The organism is Cupriavidus sp. USMAA2-4, assembly GCF_001854305.1.
GTDB lineage: Bacteria > Pseudomonadota > Gammaproteobacteria > Burkholderiales > Burkholderiaceae > Cupriavidus > Cupriavidus malaysiensis.
Genome location: NZ_CP017749.1, coordinates 2,137,454 through 2,155,288 on the forward strand (window position 1 = coordinate 2,137,454; position 17,835 = coordinate 2,155,288).

Sequence of the window (17,835 nt, forward strand, 5' to 3'; positions counted from 1 at the left end):
GGCGTCGGTCCGTGCGTCGGTCCATGCGGCGCCGCGCGCCCTACATCTCATCGATCGCTGTCGACAGGCTGGCCACGCCGGCGTCCGCATCCCGCTCCAGCGAGAAGCGGTCGCGCGTGGTCACGTAGAAGCTGGCGCCGAAGCGACCGACCGGGAAGTAGTCCTGCAGGCGCACGCGCCAGCGCTCGGTGTCGATCAGGCCGTCGCGCGCATGCAGGTGCAGCACGCGCCCGATGAAGATCTGCCGGCTGGCGGTCTCCAGCGTTTCCCACAGCGTGCATTCGAAGGCCACCGGCGCCTCGGCGATGCGCGGCGGCGCCACCTGCGCGCAGGGGGCCGGCGTCAGTCCCGCGCGCGCCAGCTCGCTGACGTGCGGCGGCAGCCGCTCGCCGCACTGGTGCATCTTGTCCGCCATCGCTTCGTCGCTCAGGTGCACGACGAATTCGCCGCTGCGCACGATATTGGCCGCCGTGTCCTTGAGCGAGCCGTCGGCCAGGCGATTGACGCTGATCATGACGATCGGCGGCTCCTCCCCCAGCATGTTGAACATGGAGAAGGGCGCGGCATTGGCCGTGCCGTCGGCGCCGAGCGTGGTGACCAGCGCGATCGGGCGCGGCACGATCAGGCTCGCCATCAGCTTGTAGCGCTGGTACTCGGTCAGGGTGCTGAAATCGATTTCCATGGGGTTTCCCGTGCGTGGCCGGCACGTGCCTACTGCTTGCCCTGCTGCGGCAGGCCCAGCATCTGGGCCAGGCTCTTCTCGCCCTTCATGCGCGAGGTTTCGATCCGCTGCTCGAGTTCGAGCAGGTGGGCCTCCATCCGTGCCACCGCGCCGGCAGCGTCACCAGCTTCGATGGCGGCGACGATGGCGGCATGCTCATCATGTTCGCAGGGGGCGTGCCCGGGCGGCTCGTAGAGGCCGACGATCAGCGAGCAGCGCGAGACCAGTTCGGTCAGATAGCGCTGCAGCACCGGGTTGCGCGCCAGCGCGGCGATGCGCAGGTGGAAGCCGCTGGCCAGCCGCGCCCAGGAAGGCTGGTCGAAGCGGTGCATGGCGTCGTGTTCCTCGTCGAGCTGCCGGCGCAGCTCGCGCAGGTCGTCCGCGTTCACGCGCGACACGGCCAATTCCACCAGCACCCGTTCCATGGCGCGGCGGGCTTCGAAGATCTGGCGGGTTTCCTCGGGCGTCGGCTCGGCGATCACCGCGCCCTTGTTGGGGCGCAGCGCCACGATGCCGTCGTGGGCGAGCTTTTCCAGCACGCGCCGCACCACGGCGCGGCCGACGCCGAACAACTGGCACAGCTCCGGCTCCGGCAGCTTGGTGCCGGGCACCAGGCGGTGATTGAGGACGCCGTCGAAAATGGTCTGGTAGATGCGCGCGTCGGCGTCGCGCGCCTCCGTTTCCGCTTGTTCGGCGGCGGGCGCCTGCTGTGCGGCGCGGGTCTTCTTCACGGGGGAGGAGGGCATGGGAGCGAGCGGGCAATCGATGGCCATGATGTTAGCGTGACGCGGCCAGGGCAGTGAACGGTGCGCCCGCGTCCTGCGCCGGCGGCTGGGCCTCCATGGCGGCGCAGATGGCGCCGGGCGTGGTCATCCAGATGTCGCCGCGGTCGCGGTGCGCGGCGATGTGCGCCAGTGCGCGGCGCAGGTGGCGCAGGCGGTAAGGCTGGCCGACCAGGTAGGGATGCAGCGCGATGCCCATCACCAGCGGCTGCGGATGGCGGGCATGGCCGGCCTGCGCCAGCATCTCGTCGAAGTGGTCGATGATCATGTCGGCGAAGGCCGCGCCGTCGAGTTGGCGCGCCACGATCATGGGGATGTCGTTGAGTTCCTGTGGGTAGGGAATGGCCCACAGCGGACCGCCGCGGGTCTGCATCGGCACCGGCCGGTCGTCGTGGCACCAGTTCAGCGTGTAGCGGTAGCCGCATTCGGCCAACAGGTCCGGTGTGGCCGTCGTCTCCGAGATCCAGGGCGACAGCCAGCCTGCCGGGGCCTGCCCGCTGTGCGCGCGGATGCGCTCACGGCAGTGGCGCAGCAGCGCGCGCTCGCCGGCTTCGTCGAGTTCGCTCTGGCGGCAGGCATTGGTATGGCCATGGCCGATCAGTTCATCGCCGCGCGCCAGGCAGGCATCGAGCACCTCGGGGCAGTGATCGTACAGCGCGGTGTTCAGCAGCACGCCGGCCGGCATGGCGAACTGGTCGAACAGCTCCAGGCAGCGCCACACGCCGACCCGGTTGCCGTATTCGCGCCAGCTGTAGTTGAGCACGTCCGGCTGGGGCGACACGGGGCCCAGGCTGGCACCCAGGCCCTCGCCGAAGGCGAAGTGCTCGATATTGAAGCCCAGGTAGACCGCCAGGCGGGCGCCGCCAGGCCAGCGGAAGGCATCGGCGTCTGTGATCGGGCGGTAGGGAAAGCGGCCGTGGCTGCGCAGCGGGCCGAACTGCGGTGCGGGTGCGGGTGCGGCATGTGGTTGTGGTGTCGCCGGCGGACTCGGATGGTGCGTCATGGACGTTTGCCTTTCTTCCTTTCTTCGCTTGCAGGGTGTCGGGGTCCGGCGGGGTGGGCGGAACCATTGCGGGGAACGCCTGCCCCGACTTGCGGCGCCGCGCACCGCGCTCGTGCAAGAGCCTGGCCGCGCATCGCAATCCGGAACGATGTCAGATCGTTCGCAAAAAGCAGGCCAGATCGTCTGCATATAGCCGTAGAGATCGTCATCTGATCAGTTTCCGTTTCGCGTGCAGATTGGCATGGCTCTTGCAATCGATGGGCCTGTACCAGGGCGGCGCCTGCCGTCCTGCCGCATCCACTCATCGTGCAGACGCCTCCGGAGAACCCCATGCCCCGTCCCCAACGCCGTGCCCTCTTGCTTGCCGCCGCCGCGGCCTGTGTGCTGCCTGCCTTGCGGGCGCAGGCGGCCGAGCCGATCAAGATCGGCCTGATCACCGCGCTGTCCGGCCAGTCCGCCCGTGCCGGCGAGGCGCTGACGCGCGGCATGACGGTCGCCATCGACGAGATCAACGCCAAGGGCGGCCTGCTCGGCGGCCGCAGGCTCGAACTGGTGCGGCGCGACGACGAGGGCAATCCCGCCAAGGGCGTGCTGGCTGCGCGCGAGCTGATCTACAAGGAGAAGGTCGCGGTGCTGTTCGGCGGCCTCGACACGCCGGTGTCGATGGCGATCGTGCCGATCGCCAACCAGGAGAAGGTGCCCTTCATGGGCCCGTGGGCCGCCGGTACCGCGATCACCCGCAACGGCGCCAATCCCAACTATGCCTTCCGTGTCTCGGCGGTCGACGAGGTGGTCGACAAGGCCATGCTGCAGTACGCACAGAAGGCTTTCGGCGCGAGCCGGCCAGGCCTGATCCTGGTCAACAACCCGTGGGGCGAGTCGAACGAGAAGGGCATCGTGGCAGCGCTGGCGGCCAAGGGCGCCAAGCCCGCCGGGGTGGAGAAGTTCGAGGCCAGCGATGTCGACGTGGTGCCGCAGCTCGGCCGGCTCAAGGCCGCCGGCGCCGATGTGCTGTTGCTGGTGGGCAACGTGGGCCCGTCGGCGCAGGTGGTGAAATCGCTCGACCGCATGGGCTGGAAGGTGCCGGTGGTCTCGCACTGGGGCCCGGCGGGCGGCCGCTTCACCGAGCTGGCCGGCCCCAATGCCAGAAACGTGCACTTCGTGCAGACCTACAGCTTCTTCGGGCCGCAGACCCCGGTCAGCACGCGCGTGGTGGCCGAGCTGAAGGCCAGGTACGGTGACATCAAGGGCCCGGACGACATCACGCCTGCCGTGGGCGTGGCCAACGCCTATGACGCGACCCGGCTGGCGGCACTGGCCATCGCCCGCGCCGGCAGCACGCAGGGCGATGCGGTGCGCGAGGGCTTCTACAAGATCGACCGCTACGAAGGCCTGATCAAGACCTATGTGAAGCCCTTCACGCCGCAGGCCCACGACGCGCTGTCGGAGAACGACTACGTATGGGCGCAGTTCATCGACAACCGTATCGTGCCGGTGGGCAGGTAAGGCAGGCCGGCCGCTTCCGGCAGCGACGAGGTTTCTCCATGCTTTGGATTTCCGCCCTGATCAGCGGGCTCGGCCTGGGCAGCATGTACGGGCTGATGGCGCTGGGCTTCCATCTCACCCACGCGGTGTCCGCCACCGTCAACTTCGCCCAGGGCAGCTCGATGATGCTGGGGGCGGTGCTGACCTACACCTTCGCGCAGACGCTTGGCTGGCCGATGCCGCTGGCCATGCTGCTGGCCCTGGCGCTGTGCGCGCTGTACGGGCTGGCGGTCGAGTTCCTGGCGGTGCGGCCGTTCGCCAGCCGCGGCTCCGATGCCTGGCTGATGGCCACGGTGGCACTGGGCATCGTGCTCGACAACGTGGTGCTGCTGGCCTTCGGCAGCGAGCCGCGCAGCCTGCCGTCCCCGCTGGCCACGCAATCGCTGCAGCTCGGCGCCACCGGCGTCGGCGTCTATCCGCTGCAGCTGGTGATCCCCGTGGTGGGGCTGGCGCTGGCCGGGCTGCTGCACTGGGCGCTGCGCCGTTCGCGCTGGGGCGTCGCCATGCTGGCGGTGGTGCAGAACCGCGACGCCGCGCGCCTGATGGCCATCCCCATCCGGCGCACCGTGGCCGGCGCCTTCGCGCTGTCGACGCTGCTGGCGGGCGTGGCCGGCGTGCTGATCGCGCCGCTGTTCAACGTGCAGGCCGACATGGGCACGGTGTTCGGCCTCAAGGCTTTCGCCGTGGCCATCCTGGGCGGCCTGTCGAGCGCCTGGGGCGTGATGGCGGCCGGCCTGCTGCTCGGCCTGGCCGAGGCGCTGGTGACCGCCTGGCTCGGCTCCAGCTACACCCAGATCATCACCTTCGCGCTGGTGATCGCGCTGCTGGCGCTGCGGCCGGACGGCCTGTTCGGGCGTGCGGAGGTGCGCAAGGTATGAGCGATCCGATGCTGTCTTCCCCTTCGTCTCCCTCGTCTCCCTCGTCTCCGCCTTCCGCCGCGGTGCCGCCGGTGGCATCGTCTGCCGCCCGGCGCGGCGCGCCGCTGCTCGGCCTGGGGTCTGCGGCGCAGGTGGCGGCCGTGGTGGCCCTGCTGCTGGCCGCCGCGGCGCTGGCGTTGTCGCTGAACGGCTACTTCGTCTTCGTGATCGCCGGGGTGGCCTTGCTGGCGATCTGCGGCGTGGGCCTGAACCTGCTGCTCGGCCTGAGCGGGCAGGTGTCGTTCGGCCACGTCGGCTTCTATGCGATCGGGGCCTACACCGTGGCCATCCTGACCGGCCAGGCGGGCTGGAGCTTCTGGGCGGCATGGCCGGCCGCCGCGCTGCTGGCGGGCGCGCTCGGTGCCTTGCTGGCCTTGCCGGCGCTGCGCGTCAAGGGGCCGGGCCTGGCCATGGTGACCATCGCCTTCGGCTTCATCGTCGAGCACGGCGCGGTCGAGTGGCGCGCGCTGACGGGCGGCCAGAACGGCCTGATGGGCATCGCCCAGCCGGCGCTGCCGGGCCTCGGCGGCGGCGAACGCAGCGTGGCGCTGCTCGCGCTGCTGGTGCTGGGCCTGGCGCTCGCCGCCTATGCCCGCATGGCGCGCGGAAGCTGGGGCGCGGCCATGCGGGCGGTGCGCGACAGCGAGACCGCGGCGGCCTCGATCGGCATCGATCCGCTGGTGGTCAAGACAGTCGCCTTCGCCGTCTCGGCGGCGCTGGCGGGCCTGGCCGGCGGGTTGTACGCGCCGCTGCAGGGCATGGTCACGCCGGGCATGTTCTCCTTCCTGCAATCGATCCTGTTCGTGCTGGTGGTGATGATCGGCGGCGCCGGCACGGTGGCCGGGCCGTTGGTCGGCGCCCTGGTGGTGGGCCTGCTGCCGGAACTGCTGTCCAGCCTGGAGAATCTGCGCCTGTTGTGCTTCGGCCTGCTGCTGCTGGTGGTGCTGTGGGTGGCGCCGGTGGGTGTGGCCGGTGTCGCCGGCGTCCTGCTGGGGCGGCTGCGGCGGCGCCCGAAGGCCTGGCCCGGAGGCGGCCGCGCCGATGCCGCCGCCGCCAGCCGCCTGCCCGTACGGCCACCGGCCGAGCGCGCGGGGCTGGCGGCGCGGGGATTGTCGATGGTGTTCGGCGGCGTGCGCGCGGTGGATGCGCTGTCGTTCGAACTGCCGCCCGGCCGGGTGACCAGCCTGATCGGCCCCAACGGCGCCGGCAAGTCGACCGTGCTGAACATGCTCTCCGGCTACTACCGCCCGAGCGCTGGCCAGCGCTGGCTGGGCGAACGCGCGCTGCCGGCGCGCGGTGCCTGCCACAGCGCGCGCCACGGTATCGCGCGGACCTACCAGACCACGCAGCTGTTCGCCGGCATGAGCGCTGCCGACAACGTGGCCATCGCGCTGTCCGGCGGCCGCCTGGGCAGCCTGCTCGGGGTCACCGGCTTCACCTCGGCGGTGGTGCGCGAGCGGGCCCGCGGGCTGCTGCTGGCCTGCGGCTACACCGGCGACCCCGACGTGCGCGCGGCCGACCTGCCCCACATCGACCGCCGCCTGGTGGAGATCGCGCGGGCGCTGGCCACGCGCCCGGCCGTGCTGCTGCTCGACGAGCCGGCCGCGGGCCTGTCGCGCGAGGACAAGGTGGCGCTCGGCCGCCTGCTGCGCGCGATCGCCGGCAGCGGCGTAGCGGTCGGGCTGGTCGAGCACGATATGTCGCTGGTGATGGACGTATCCGACGGCATCGTGGTGATCGACGCCGGCCAGCGCCTGGCCGTGGGCACGCCGCAGGACGTGCGCGCCGATCCGGTGGTACGCCGCGCCTACCTGGGCGATACCGGCGGCGTGCCGGCGCGCGCGCGGCGTGCCGGCACGGGCGAGGGTGCGCCGCCGCGCGAGGCGCTCGGCGTCAGCGCGCTGCGTACCGGCTATGGCGCCGCGCCGGTGCTGCACGAGGTGGACCTGCAGGTGCGCGAGGGCGAGATGGTGGCGCTGCTCGGAGCCAACGGTGCCGGCAAGTCGACGCTGATGCGCGCGCTGGCCGGCCTGCACCGCCCGGTGGCGGGCGGCATCACGTTCGACGGCACGGACCTGGCGCGGCTGGACGCCGCGCGCGTGGCGGCGCTGGGCGTCGTCCTGGTGCCGGAGGGACGGCAAGTGTTCCCGGAATTGTCCGTGCTCGACAACCTGCGCCTGGGTGCCTTTCCCTCGGGGCGCCTGCCGCGCGCCGAGACGATGCGGCGCGTGGAAGCGATGTTCGCCCGCTTTCCGCGTCTGCGCGAGCGCCAGCACCAGCGCGCCGGGTTGCTGTCGGGCGGCGAGCAGCAGATGCTGGCGGTCGCGCGCGGCCTGATGTCGCGGCCCAAGGTGCTGCTGCTGGACGAGCCCTCGCTGGGCCTGGCGCCGAAGATCATCGAGGAGCTGTTCGCCTCGCTGGATCACCTGCGCGAATCGGCCATCACCATCCTGCTGGTGGACCAGATGGCCGCGCTGGCGCTGTCGCTGGCCGACCGCGCCTATGTGCTGGAGGAGGGGCGGGTGGTGGCCAGCGGCCCGGCCGGGCAGTTGGCGAGCGACCCGTCGCTGGCGCAGGCCTATCTCGGCGGAGCGTGACACCATGGCATGCCTGTCTCCTGCCAACTCCGCGCTGGCCGAGTCCTCGGCCGGCATGGTCACCAGCCCGCACGCGCTGGCCAGCGAGGCCGGGCTCGAGGTGCTGCGCGCCGGCGGCAATGCCATCGAGGCCGCCATCGCCATCGGCGCCACGCTCGCGGTCACCTATCCGCATTTCACCGGACTGGGCGGCGATGCCTTCTGGCTCTTGAGCGACGGAGCCGGCCAGGTGCGCGGCCTGTCGGGCATCGGCCAGGCGGCCGCGGCGCTGCCGGCCTTCGATGGCGCGATTCCCCAGCGCGGCGGTGCCGCCGCCTTGACCAGCGCCGCCACCGTCGACACCTGGGCCCGGGCCTACGCCGTGGCCGGCGAATGGGGCGGCCGCCTGGGCTGGAGCGAGCTGTTCCGGCGCGCCATCGACTATGCGCACGAAGGTTTTGCGCTGACGCCCTCGCAGCACTTCTGGCAGTCCTTCCGCCGCCAGGAACTGGCCGGCTGGGCGGGCTTTGCCGACACCTTCCTGCCGCATGGCAGCCTGCCGGCGGTCGGCAGCCGCCTGCGCCAGCCGGCGCTCGGGCGCAGCCTGGAGCGCATCGCCACCCATGGCGCGCGCGAGTTCTACGAGGGTGAACTGGCCGCGCGCATTGTCGCCGGCCTGCGCGCCGCCGGCTCGCCCCTGACGCGGGCCGACCTCGCCGCCACCGCGGCGCGCGAGGCCGCGCCGCTGCGCGTTTCCTACCGCGGCGGCGAACTGCTCAGCCTGCCGCCGCCGACGCAGGGCGTGACCACGCTGCAGATCCTCGGTGTGCTGGAGCGCTTCGACGTGGCCGCGCTCGCCGAAGGCAGTGCCGACTACTACCACCTGCTGGTGGAGGCGGTGAAGGAGGCCTTCATCGAGCGCAACCGCTATGTCGCCGATCCCGACTTCGCCGAGGTGCCGGTGGCGGACATGCTGAGCCCGGCGCGGCTTGATGCCATGGCACGCCGCATCGACCCGCAGCGCGCGTTGTCTTGGCCGCATGTCTACCAGCATGGAGATACCGTCTACCTGGCGGCGGTCGATCGCCAGGGCCGCTGCGCCAGCGTGCTGCAGACCATCTACTTCGACTGGGGCAGCGGGGTGGTGGCGGGCGATACCGGCATCCTGTGGCACAACCGCGGCGCGGCCTTCCACACCGATCCGGCGCACCACAACGCGATCGGCCCGGGTAAGCGGCCCTTCCATACCTTGAATCCAGGCATGTACCTGCGCGAGGGCCGGCCGCGCCTGCTGTACGGCACGCAGGGTGCCGATGGCCAGCCGCAGACCCTTGCGGCCGTGCTGACGCGCCTGATCGACTACGGCATGGATCCGCTGAGCGCGCTGGCGCGGCCCCGTTTCCTGCTCGGGCGCACCTTTTCCGATGCGCGCGACAGCCTCAAGCTGGAGGCCGACGCCGGCGCGCAGGTGATGGCGGAACTGGCGGCGCGGGGCCACGAGATCAGCGAGATCCCGGCGCAGAGCCCGCTGGCCGGGCACCCGGGCGTGATCGCCATCGATGCCGACGGGCGGCATTGCCGCGGCGCCCACGACCCGCGCAGCGACGGGGTGGCGATGGGCCTGTAGCGCTGGCCCGCCGGACCCGCCGGGGCGGCTTCGTTCAGCGAGCCTGGCTCACTCCGGCTCGATGCCGGCAGCCTGGATCACCCGCGCCCACTTGAGCGTCTCGCTGCGCACGAAGGCTGCCAGTTCGTCCGGCGTGGACGGCACGGCCTCGCCGCCGGTGCGGCCGAAATGCTCGATCGTGGCCGGGGCCGCCAGTGCCTGGCGGATCAGCGCGTTCATGCGCGCCACCAGGGCCGGGGGCGTGGCCGCGGGAAAGAAGGCGGCCACCCAGGCGGTCATCTCATAGCCGGGCAGGCCGCTTTCGGCCATGGTCGGCACCTCTGGGAAGAGCGGATGGCGCCGGGCGGTGGTGACGGCGACGGCGCGCAGCTTGCCGCCCTGGATCAGGGGCCGGGCCGGCGAGATGTCGGAGACCATGAAGTCGACCTGGTGCCCCATCAGGTCGGTCAGGGCCTGGGGCACGCCCTTGTAGGGAATGTGCTCGGCCGGCGCACCGCTCATCATCTTGTAGAGTTCGCCGGCGATGCGGGTCGAGGAACTGCCGCTGGCGAAGGTCAGCTTGCCCGCCCGCGCCTTGGCGAGCGCGCTCAGGTCAGCCACCGTGCGCACCGGGCTATCGGCCGGCACCACCAGCACCAGCCCGCTGCGGGCGATCAGCGAGACCGGCGCGAAGTCCTTGACGGGATCGTAGGGCAGCGTGCGGAACAGCGAGGCATTGGCCGCATGCGTGGTGTTGGTGGTGATGAACAGGGTGTAGCCGTCCGCGGGCGAGGCGGCGGCCGCCTTGGCGGCGATGATGCCGCTGGCGCCGGGACGGTTGTCGACCACCACCGGCTGGCCGGTCTGCGCCGTCAGGCTCTGCGCGACATAGCGCGCGCTGTCGTCGGTGCCGCTGCCCGGCGGGAACGGCACCAGCACGCGCAGGGGCCGCTCCGGATAGCCGGCCGCGCGCGCCGGCCGTGGCGCCGCCGCCGCCGCGGCCAGCAGCGGCAGCAGGGCGAGAAAGCGGCGCCGTTCGATTCGCTCGTTCATCTTGTCTCCTCTTCTCTTCTCGTGCCTTCGCGGCATCTTGGCGGGGAGGCGGCACGTGCTGGCTCGCGCCAGGGGGCGTCGTCTCCCGGTCGTGCCGGCGCTTGCCGGCGATCGGCTGGCGGCTGGCCGCCAGCGGCTGATCGATAACGGCCAGCGGCCAGCGGCTAGCCGCGGCTCGCCGGGATCGCCAGCGCCGGATAGTGCTCGGTCAGCCTGGCCGGCAGCTCCATGTCGAGCACGAAGCGGTCGCCGCGGTACCAGAAGAAGCCGGCCATCAGGATGTCGCCGTCGATGTCGCGCGCGGTGCGCACCATCCTGGCCACGGGGGCGCCGAAGCCATAGCCGAGCTCGCGCACCAGCACGTGGTCGGCGGGCTCGACCGTCAGGGTCTGGTGCATCACGGCCAGGCGCTCGCCGGCGACGCGGCGCAGCAGGTGCACCAGCTTGTGCCGCTTCTCGCTGCCGCGCGGGAAGCGGGCGAACACCGGGGCGGCGATGTACATCTCGATCAGGCAGAACGGCGCGCCATCATGGATATGCAGCTTGCGCACCATCACATAGCGCTCCAGCGGCCTGCCGTGCCGGCCCAGCTCGGGTGGCAGGCTGGCGTCCTTGCGCTTGTCGAGCACGCGGATCTGGAAGCCGGCGCCATCGGCGCCATCGGCGGATTCGTCGTTGATGGCCGAGCGCAGCCGCGCATCCGGCCCCGGCGGTCCTTGCAGGACGTGGGTGCCGAGTCCGCGCCGGCTGCTCACCAGGCCCTCCTCGGCGAGCAGCGCGAAGGCCTGGCGCACCGTCACCTTGGCGATGCCGTAGGTTTGCGCCAGCGCCTCCACGGTGGGCAGGCGCGCGCCGACCGAGTATTCGCCGGCGACGATCTTGTGGCGCAGCACGCTGGCGAGCTGGCGATAGCGCGTGACGCCGCCGCTGCCGCCATCGTCGGCAAAGGCCCGGCCGCGCGCGGCCGGGGCGGCGGTGCGTGCGGACTTCACGCTTGCGCGGCGCCGTCGCGCGAGATGCCTGCCGCCACCAGCGCGTCGATGGCGGCGTCGTCGTAGCCGGCCTCGCGCAGGATCTCGCGGCTATGCTCGCCCAGGGACGGCGCATGGCGGCGCCGCAGCGGCGGCGTGCCATGCCATTCGCTGGGCACCGCCATCTCGCGGATGCGGCCCACGGCGGGGTGTTCGGTCTCGCGGAAGAAGCCGATGTCGTCCAGGTGCGGATCGTCGAGCAGCGACTCGAAGGTGTGCATGGGGAACACCGGGATGTCGGCTTCTTCCAGCAGCGTGCGCCATTCCTCCGTGGTGCGCTTGGCCATCTCGTCGCTGACCAGCGCGTACAGCTCGGTGATGTGGGCGGTGCGCGTGGTGATGCTGGCGAAGCGCGGGTCGCTGTCGTAGAGTTCCGGCCGGCCGATCACCTTGAGGAAGGTGCGCCAGTGGTGGTCGTGGTAGATCAGGCAGCAGACATGGCCGTCCAGCGTGCGGTAGGGGCGGCGTTCCGGCGACAGCAGGCGCGGATAGCCGAAGCCGCCCTGGGGCGGCACGAAGGTTTCGCCGTACAGGTGGTCGCCCATCACGTAGGGCACCATGGTCTCGAACATCGGCACGTCGACGCGCTGGCCTTTGCCGGTGCGGGCCTGCGCGTACAGAGCGGCGCTGATCACGCCGAAGGCATAGAGTCCCACCGAGCGGTCGGCGATGGTGATCGGCAGGTAGCGCGGCAGGCCGCCGGTGCCCGCCGCGACCGCCTGCGGCAGGCCGGTGGCGGCCTGGATCAGGTCGTCGAAGGCGGCCTGGGGCGCGTAGCGGCCGCGCTGCGAGAAGCCGAACATGCCGACATAGACCAGGCGCGGGTTGAGCTGCGCCAGCGTGTCGTAGCCCAGGCCCAGGCGCTCCATGGCCTGGGGGCGCACGTTGTAGGCCAGCACGTCCGCCTCCGTGGCCAGCCGCAGCAGCGCCTCGCGCCCGGCCGGGGCCTTCAGGTCCAGCACGATGCTGCGCTTGTTGCGGTTCAGGCCGAGGAAGAGCGGGCCGAGCTTGCGGTCGCCGCAGGGGCCGATGGCGCGCGTGCTGTCGCCGCCGGGCGGTTCCACCTTGATCACGTCGGCACCCAGGTCGGCCAGCATCTGCGTGGCCGACGGGCCCATGAACACCGAGGTGATGTCCACCACCTTGACGCCGGCCAGCGGGCCGGCGTTCTCCTCCTGTCGTGCTTGCTCCATGGCTTGCGCGCTCCTCGGGGCCGTGCGCCCGAACAGGCTGCCGGCCGGTCTTCGTTCTTTAGTTCTATGTTTGGAACTATAGGAGAAAAGCCGGTGTCGCTCAATGCGTGGATGCGCCGCAGTGCAGCAGTGCAGCAGTGCAGCAGTGCAGCAGTGCAGCAGTGCAGCAGTGCAGCAGTGCAGCAGTGCAGCAGCGGGTGCGGCGGGTGTCATGGGCGCCGGCGCGGCCGCCGGAGCGCTCCGGTCAGCGGCACAGGTCGGCCGGCGTCGGCGGCGTGGCGCGGGCGAGGTCGAAGTCGGCCTCCTGCAGCCCGCTCGGCGTCAGCGCCACCCAGTGCAGCACCGAGGGCGAGCGCACCAGCCCCAGGCTGCCCTGGTAGGTCCAGGGGATCGGCGAGGGCTGGCTGCCGCGCAGCGTGATGCGGTCGGCGGACAGCGCCAGGTGCAGCAGGCGGCCGTCCTGCGACGGCGTGTAGGCGGCTTCGCCGGCCACGGCGATGCCGGCCTCGCGCACGCTGGCCGGCATGCAATCCAGCGTGGCGCGCACCTGGCCGTCGTCGTCGAGCAGGCGCGCGAAGCCGGTGCCGGCATCGCTGGTGCCGACCACCAGGAAGCGCTCGAGCGCGGGCACGTAGGCCACGCCGTAGGTGTAGTACTTCAGGCGGTCGCTCAGCACCTGCGCGGCGGACAGGGTGCCATCGGCCGGGCGGAACAGCGCGGCCTTCAGGCGGGCATGGGTCTCGCCGGGGATGTACTGCTGCCAGACCAGCAGGGCGGCATCGCGCGAGCCCGCCAGCAGCGGCCACCACTCGCGCTGCCGGCGGGCCACGTCGTCGCTGCGCAGCAGTCGCCCCTTGCCGTCGTAGGTCTTGAGGTAGACGCCGTTGCCGGTGCCCAGGTCGTCGACACCGCCGCCGTCCACCCAGTCGTCGGCATAGAACACCACGAAGCGGTTGCCCACCGCCGCTACGTGGCCGGAGTGCCCGCCGGCCCGGACGTCGATCGATCTTGCCTGCTGCGGCTGCAGGTCACGGGTGTAGAGACGGTAGCGCTGGCTGACGGTATTGACGGTGTCCGAGCCGTCCTCGAAGGTCAGCATGATGCGGCCGGCGGCATTCTGTGCCACCGACACCGGCTCCTGCGCTTCCTTCTGCGCCACCAGCAGGCGGGGTTTGCCGAGCGCGGGCTGGGCCGGCGTCCAGGTCGCGACGTAGATGTCGTGGGTCCAGTTGCGGTTGCGGTCGGGGCCGCGCGGCGGCAGTCCGGCACTGCTGAAGAAGACATAGGTGAGGCCGCCGGGGCCGGCCGCGGCGCCGATGCCGTGCATATAGGCACGCAGGTCGACGCCGGGGCGCGCGCCGGCGGGCAGGGCGGCCTCGGTGGCCGGAATGGCGCCGCCCTGGGCCGCAGTCGCCCACGACAGCGCCGCGGCGAGGGCCAGCGCCGCATGCCATGGCGCCATCGCGCCGATCGTGCCGCGCATGGTGGTTTCCGCAGTCGAGCCCGGCCGGATGGCCCCGGTCCGCCCGCGCGGACCGGGTCGCCGGCGCTGCTCAGGCCAGTTCCTGCTGCAGCGGCGCGACGCGCGAGATCAGCCCGTCCTGGTCGTGGTAGGCGACCAGGCGGCGCCCGGCGCCCACCGCCAGCACGACGTCCTTGGCCAGGTCCAGTGACGGTGTGGCGGCCGCGCGCGGCGTATGGTGGGCGCCCGGCCGGTGTTCGCCGGCCAGGCGCGCGAACGCCCACAGGCTCAGCGCCAGCGCCATGGCGGCCACGGCCAGCAGTTGCGGCACGAATTCGCGCCACGTCACCGGGCTGCCGCCGCCGGACAGGACGCAGCGGTAGATGTAATACGCGGCCGCCAGCCAGGCGCCGGCGACGATCGCAGGGCGCGCCAGCCGGAACCAGAGGTAGCGCCGCAGCGCCTTGCCGCGCCCAAGGTACTGCAGGTAAGCCTGCAGTCCGGCGCCGGATGTGTCGATGATCGGCTCGTTCATGTCGGGGTTCCTCCTCAAGTGTGCTCTTCAAGCTGCGTGGCATGCGGCGATGCCGGCGCGGGAGACGTTGGCTGCGAGGGCGCGCCCTCGCGGATGCCGCGGTCCGGGCTGACCCACCGCGCCCGCGAGCCGCGCTGGTGCAGCAGCACGCTGGGCAGGGCGATCACCGAAGCGACCATGCCGATGGTCCAGAACGCGACCGGATACCAGATCGTGTTGAGGAAGTAGCGCAGCAGCCGGGTGTCGTAGTGGCGATCGATGAGGCAGCCGACCACGATCTGCGCGCAGCAGGTCAGGAAGAGAGCGATGCCGGCGCCGCGCGGCACGTTGGCGAAGTGCCAGGCCGGCGGCAGGTCGAACAGCGCGTTGGCGAGCGTCATCACCAGCGTGAACAGCATGCAGTAGGCCCACAGCACGCTGGCGGCATATTCGAGGAAGATCGGCCACATCATCGTCGCGCGCTTGCGGAGGATGGGGACGGCGTACTTCTGCAGCACCTGGATGCCGCCCTTGGCCCAGCGCAGGCGCTGCCGGAACAGGCCCTTGAAGGTCTCGGGCATCAGGATCCAGCTCAGCGCATGCGGCTCGAAATGGATGCGCCAGCCACTGACCTGGAGCTTCCAGCTGATGTCGATGTCCTCGGTCAGCATGTCCGGGCTCCAGTAGCCGACGCTGCGCAGCGCGCTCTTGCGGAACATGCAGATCACGCCGGACACGGTCAGCAGGCGCCCGTACATCTCCTGTGTGCGCTTGATCAGGCCGACGATGGAGGAGAACTCGCCGACCTGCATGCGCCCGAGCAGCGAGGTGCGCGTACGGATGCGCGGGTTGCCGGTGACGCCGGCGACGTCGGGGTCGCGCAGGAAGTGGCGCAGCATCCAGCCGATGGTCTCGCGGTCGAGCAGGGAATCGCCGTCGATGCACAGCAGGTACTCGGCATCGGTCAGCATGGCCGCCGTGGTCAGGCCGATCGCCTTGCCTTCGTTGTGGCTCTGGTGGATCACCAGCAGCTGCGGATACTGGTCGGTCAGTTCGTTGAGGATCTCGCCGGTGGCGTCGCTGCTGCCGTCGTTGACGGCGATGATGTTGTAGTTCGGGTAGCGCAGCCGGGCCAGGCTGGCCATCACTTCGCGCACGTTGTCGGCCTCGTTGTAGCAGGGCACGATCACCGAGACCTTGGGGCAGTCGGGCAGCGCGTCGGCGCGGGCCTTGCCGCGCTCCTTGTGCTCGACCAGGAAGTAGTGCAGCAGTCCGCCCATCATCCAGAGGTAGGACATCAGCAATGGATAGTAGAAGACGAAGTTCGAGATCACGCTTGCTACGTTCTTCATGGTTTTCCCCGCCTGTAGCCTTGCCCTGCGCCGCCGCTATACCTTCATGCCGGTACGCGGCCGCACCAGGTTCTGCATCGACATGACATCGCGCAGCACCGCCAGGTCCGGCTGGTCGGCCATGAACTGGTCGGGGCTGTAGCCGAGATGCCTGGCGCCGGCCGCGCGCAGGCGCTGCATCTGTGCGCGCAGCGCGCTGCTGGCGATCGGTGTGCCGGTGCGGCCGTCCAGCGCCTGCAGCGAAAAGATGGTCTTGCGCAGCGCGAGCGGATGGGCCGCCACCGCGCGCGCCAGGCCGTCCAGCCACGCCGTCGACGGGGGCGCGCCGGAGTCCTCGCTGGCCGGCAGCTTGACGAAGTCGTAGGCGGCGGCGAAGGCATCGAGGTCCTGCGCCAGCCGAGCGACGCCGTCCGGCTCCAGCACGGCGTCGGCGCGGAGGGTGCGCACGGTCAGCACGCTGCCGCCCTGGTAGTCGGTGACGATGGCGGCGAGATCCCGGGTGAGGTCGCCCAGGTGGTGCAGCTTGCCTTCCGACCAGCGCCGCCGCAGCTCGGGATCGGCGCGGATCGCCGCCACGCTGGGCGGCAGGCCCCAGTCGGCGTAGGCGGCCAGCGCCGCGTCGCCGGCATCCTCGGACTCGCCGAGACAGGCGTCGGCGCCGAACACGATGCCGTTGAAGCTGGCGTAGCGCGCCAGGTCGTAGTAGATATCGCGGATGGTGGCTCGCGCCCGGGCGTCGAAGGGGCTCAGGCGCGGCATGCCGCGCGCGGCGGCCGGCGTGCCGTCGGCCCCGGGTGCCGCGGTGACCAGGCGCGCGGCGGCCGCATGGCCGGCCGGCAGCCGGAACGCCAGCAGCGGCAGCGCCGCGTAGACCTGCACCCCGGTGCGCGTGATCAGTTGCCAGGCCGTGCGCGAGAACAGGTCGGCGCGCATCGGCAGGTGGCGGTTGGGGAAGTACAGCGCGCGGGCGCTGCCGCTGCCGTCCGGATCGTGGTAGGCCTTGAGGAAGACCGACTTGGGCTCGAGCGCCTTGATACGGTCCAGCAGGTGCGACAGGCGGGCCTCCTGGCGTGCGGGATCGGCATCGTAGACATCGTCCAGCGCCACGTCGACCACCCGCTCGATCGGATGGCTGTCGCCGCGATAGGCCGACTGCCGGCGGAACTGCGCCAGCATGACGCCCGCGTCCCAGTCGTAGGAGACCAGCTGGCGGCGGATCCTGGTGAGCGGCACGTCGGGCGTGTTGGGGCCCTCGTCGAGCGTGAAGTGGACACGCATGCCGAGCTGGCGCGAGGCGCCGATCAGGGCGGAGTTGTAGGTGCCGTAGGGCCATACCATCGCGCGTGGCGCGACGCCGGTGTTGGCCTGGATCAGGTCCGAGCAGCGCTGCAGGTCGGCGGTGGTGCGGCGCTGGTACTCGTCGTCGTTCTCGTAGCGCCCGAGCTCGGGGAAGTAGAGATGGGCGCTGGCTGCCGGCAGTTCGTTGCCCTGCGGGTTGGCCACCGCGCCGTGGTGCATGTCGTGCGTATGCGAGGCGATCTCGACCAGCCCGGAGTCGGCCATCTCGCGCAGGTGTTCCCAGCGCATGAAATAGCCCGGCGCCATGAGCGACTTGTAGCCGATGCGCACCGGCTGCCCGCGCGGCGTGTCGGTCCAGCGCGATACCACCGCGATCAGGGCCGGGTAGCCGTACTGCTTGAGCAGCGGGAAGGCCTTGGTGTACTGGCTGGCGTAGGCATCGTCGAAGCTCAGCAGCACGGCGCGGGGCGGCAGCGGCGCGCCGCCGTTGCGCGCGGCGATGATCTGCTCGACGCTGACCGGGCGGAAGTCGTTGGCCCGGATCCAGGCGAAGATGTTGTTGAGCATGGCGGTGCTGATGGCGCAGGTGTCGGCCACCGTCGCCACATCGGCGCGCAGGTCGTCGCGGATGTCGTGGATGGCAAGCACGCGGAAGGTCAGGCCGTCATCGGCATCCTGCTGCGGCAGCAGCGACAGGGCTAAGCCGGCGTGGGCGGCCTGGCTCACCGACAGCGCGCCGGCAAGGCCAAGGAAGGAGCGGCGATCGAGCTTGTGCATGATG

Annotated in this window: 14 protein-coding genes; 4 read left to right on the forward strand and 10 right to left on the reverse strand. The window is 71.4% G+C overall.

The genetic code is table 11. The features are described from left to right. Positions 1 to 40 precede the first annotated feature (40 nt). The 3 genes from BKK79_RS29350 to BKK79_RS29360 are packed head-to-tail and all read right to left on the reverse strand — an operon-like array spanning position 41 to position 2,506. Positions 41 to 682 carry a flavin reductase family protein gene (locus BKK79_RS29350; protein ID WP_071039569.1) on the reverse strand — a complete coding sequence of 214 codons (642 nt, stop codon included), beginning with the start codon at positions 680 to 682 and terminating at the stop codon, positions 41 to 43. A 29-nt stretch (positions 683 to 711) separates the two neighbouring features. Beyond that, on the reverse strand, positions 712 to 1,467 hold the full coding sequence (locus BKK79_RS29355) for a GntR family transcriptional regulator (RefSeq protein WP_231908157.1): 756 nt from the start codon (positions 1,465 to 1,467) through the stop codon (positions 712 to 714). Positions 1,468 to 1,498: 31 nt separating this feature from the next. Then, entirely contained in the window at positions 1,499 to 2,506 is a 1,008-nt protein-coding gene (locus BKK79_RS29360; protein ID WP_071039570.1) for a polysaccharide deacetylase family protein, read from the reverse strand. A 330-nt stretch (positions 2,507 to 2,836) separates the two neighbouring features. On the opposite strand from BKK79_RS29360, the gene BKK79_RS29365 reads away from it, so the two are divergent. The 4 genes from BKK79_RS29365 to BKK79_RS29380 are packed head-to-tail and all read left to right on the forward strand — an operon-like array spanning position 2,837 to position 9,171. Next, positions 2,837 to 4,012, forward strand: coding sequence for an ABC transporter substrate-binding protein (locus BKK79_RS29365; protein ID WP_071021528.1), 1,176 nt, complete (start codon positions 2,837 to 2,839; stop codon positions 4,010 to 4,012). Between the two features lie 38 nt (positions 4,013 to 4,050). Further along, positions 4,051 to 4,929 carry a branched-chain amino acid ABC transporter permease gene (locus tag BKK79_RS29370; RefSeq protein WP_071039571.1) on the forward strand — a complete coding sequence of 293 codons (879 nt, stop codon included), beginning with the start codon at positions 4,051 to 4,053 and terminating at the stop codon, positions 4,927 to 4,929. Continuing rightward, positions 4,926 to 7,565 (forward strand): branched-chain amino acid ABC transporter ATP-binding protein/permease, encoded by a 2,640-nt coding sequence (locus tag BKK79_RS29375; RefSeq protein WP_232346348.1) that lies wholly within the window; start codon positions 4,926 to 4,928, stop codon positions 7,563 to 7,565. Before BKK79_RS29370 ends, BKK79_RS29375 begins: the two co-directional genes overlap by 4 nt. A 4-nt stretch (positions 7,566 to 7,569) precedes the next feature. Beyond that, a complete protein-coding gene (locus BKK79_RS29380) occupies positions 7,570 to 9,171 on the forward strand; it encodes a gamma-glutamyltransferase family protein (RefSeq protein WP_071021522.1) in 1,602 nt (533 codons plus the stop codon). A 48-nt stretch (positions 9,172 to 9,219) separates the two neighbouring features. Here the strand turns inward: BKK79_RS29380 and BKK79_RS29385 are convergent, their stop codons facing one another. The 7 genes from BKK79_RS29385 to pgaB all read right to left on the reverse strand — a co-directional run bounded on the left by BKK79_RS29385 (position 9,220) and on the right by pgaB (position 17,831). After that, on the reverse strand, positions 9,220 to 10,203 hold the full coding sequence (locus BKK79_RS29385) for a tripartite tricarboxylate transporter substrate binding protein (RefSeq protein ID WP_071039572.1): 984 nt from the start codon (positions 10,201 to 10,203) through the stop codon (positions 9,220 to 9,222). 164 nt (positions 10,204 to 10,367) lie between these two features. Then, the gene (locus BKK79_RS29390) at positions 10,368 to 11,195 is read right to left on the reverse strand and encodes a GntR family transcriptional regulator (RefSeq protein ID WP_071039573.1); all 828 of its coding nucleotides are present in this window, start codon (positions 11,193 to 11,195) and stop codon (positions 10,368 to 10,370) included. Beyond that, entirely contained in the window at positions 11,192 to 12,427 is a 1,236-nt protein-coding gene (locus BKK79_RS29395) for a CaiB/BaiF CoA transferase family protein (protein WP_071021514.1), read from the reverse strand. Before BKK79_RS29395 ends, BKK79_RS29390 begins: the two co-directional genes overlap by 4 nt. Before the next feature lie 244 nt (positions 12,428 to 12,671). Then, positions 12,672 to 13,910 (reverse strand): hypothetical protein, encoded by a 1,239-nt coding sequence (locus BKK79_RS29400; protein ID WP_071039574.1) that lies wholly within the window; start codon positions 13,908 to 13,910, stop codon positions 12,672 to 12,674. A gap of 70 nt (positions 13,911 to 13,980) precedes the next feature. Further along, entirely contained in the window at positions 13,981 to 14,424 is a 444-nt protein-coding gene (locus tag BKK79_RS29405) for a hypothetical protein (protein WP_071039575.1), read from the reverse strand. Between the two features lie 14 nt (positions 14,425 to 14,438). Beyond that, on the reverse strand, positions 14,439 to 15,755 hold the full coding sequence (pgaC, locus tag BKK79_RS29410; RefSeq protein ID WP_071039576.1) for a poly-beta-1,6-N-acetyl-D-glucosamine synthase: 1,317 nt from the start codon (positions 15,753 to 15,755) through the stop codon (positions 14,439 to 14,441). 36 nt (positions 15,756 to 15,791) lie between these two features. Further along, positions 15,792 to 17,831 (reverse strand): poly-beta-1,6-N-acetyl-D-glucosamine N-deacetylase PgaB, encoded by a 2,040-nt coding sequence (gene pgaB, locus BKK79_RS29415; protein ID WP_071039577.1) that lies wholly within the window; start codon positions 17,829 to 17,831, stop codon positions 15,792 to 15,794. Positions 17,832 to 17,835 lie beyond the last annotated feature (4 nt).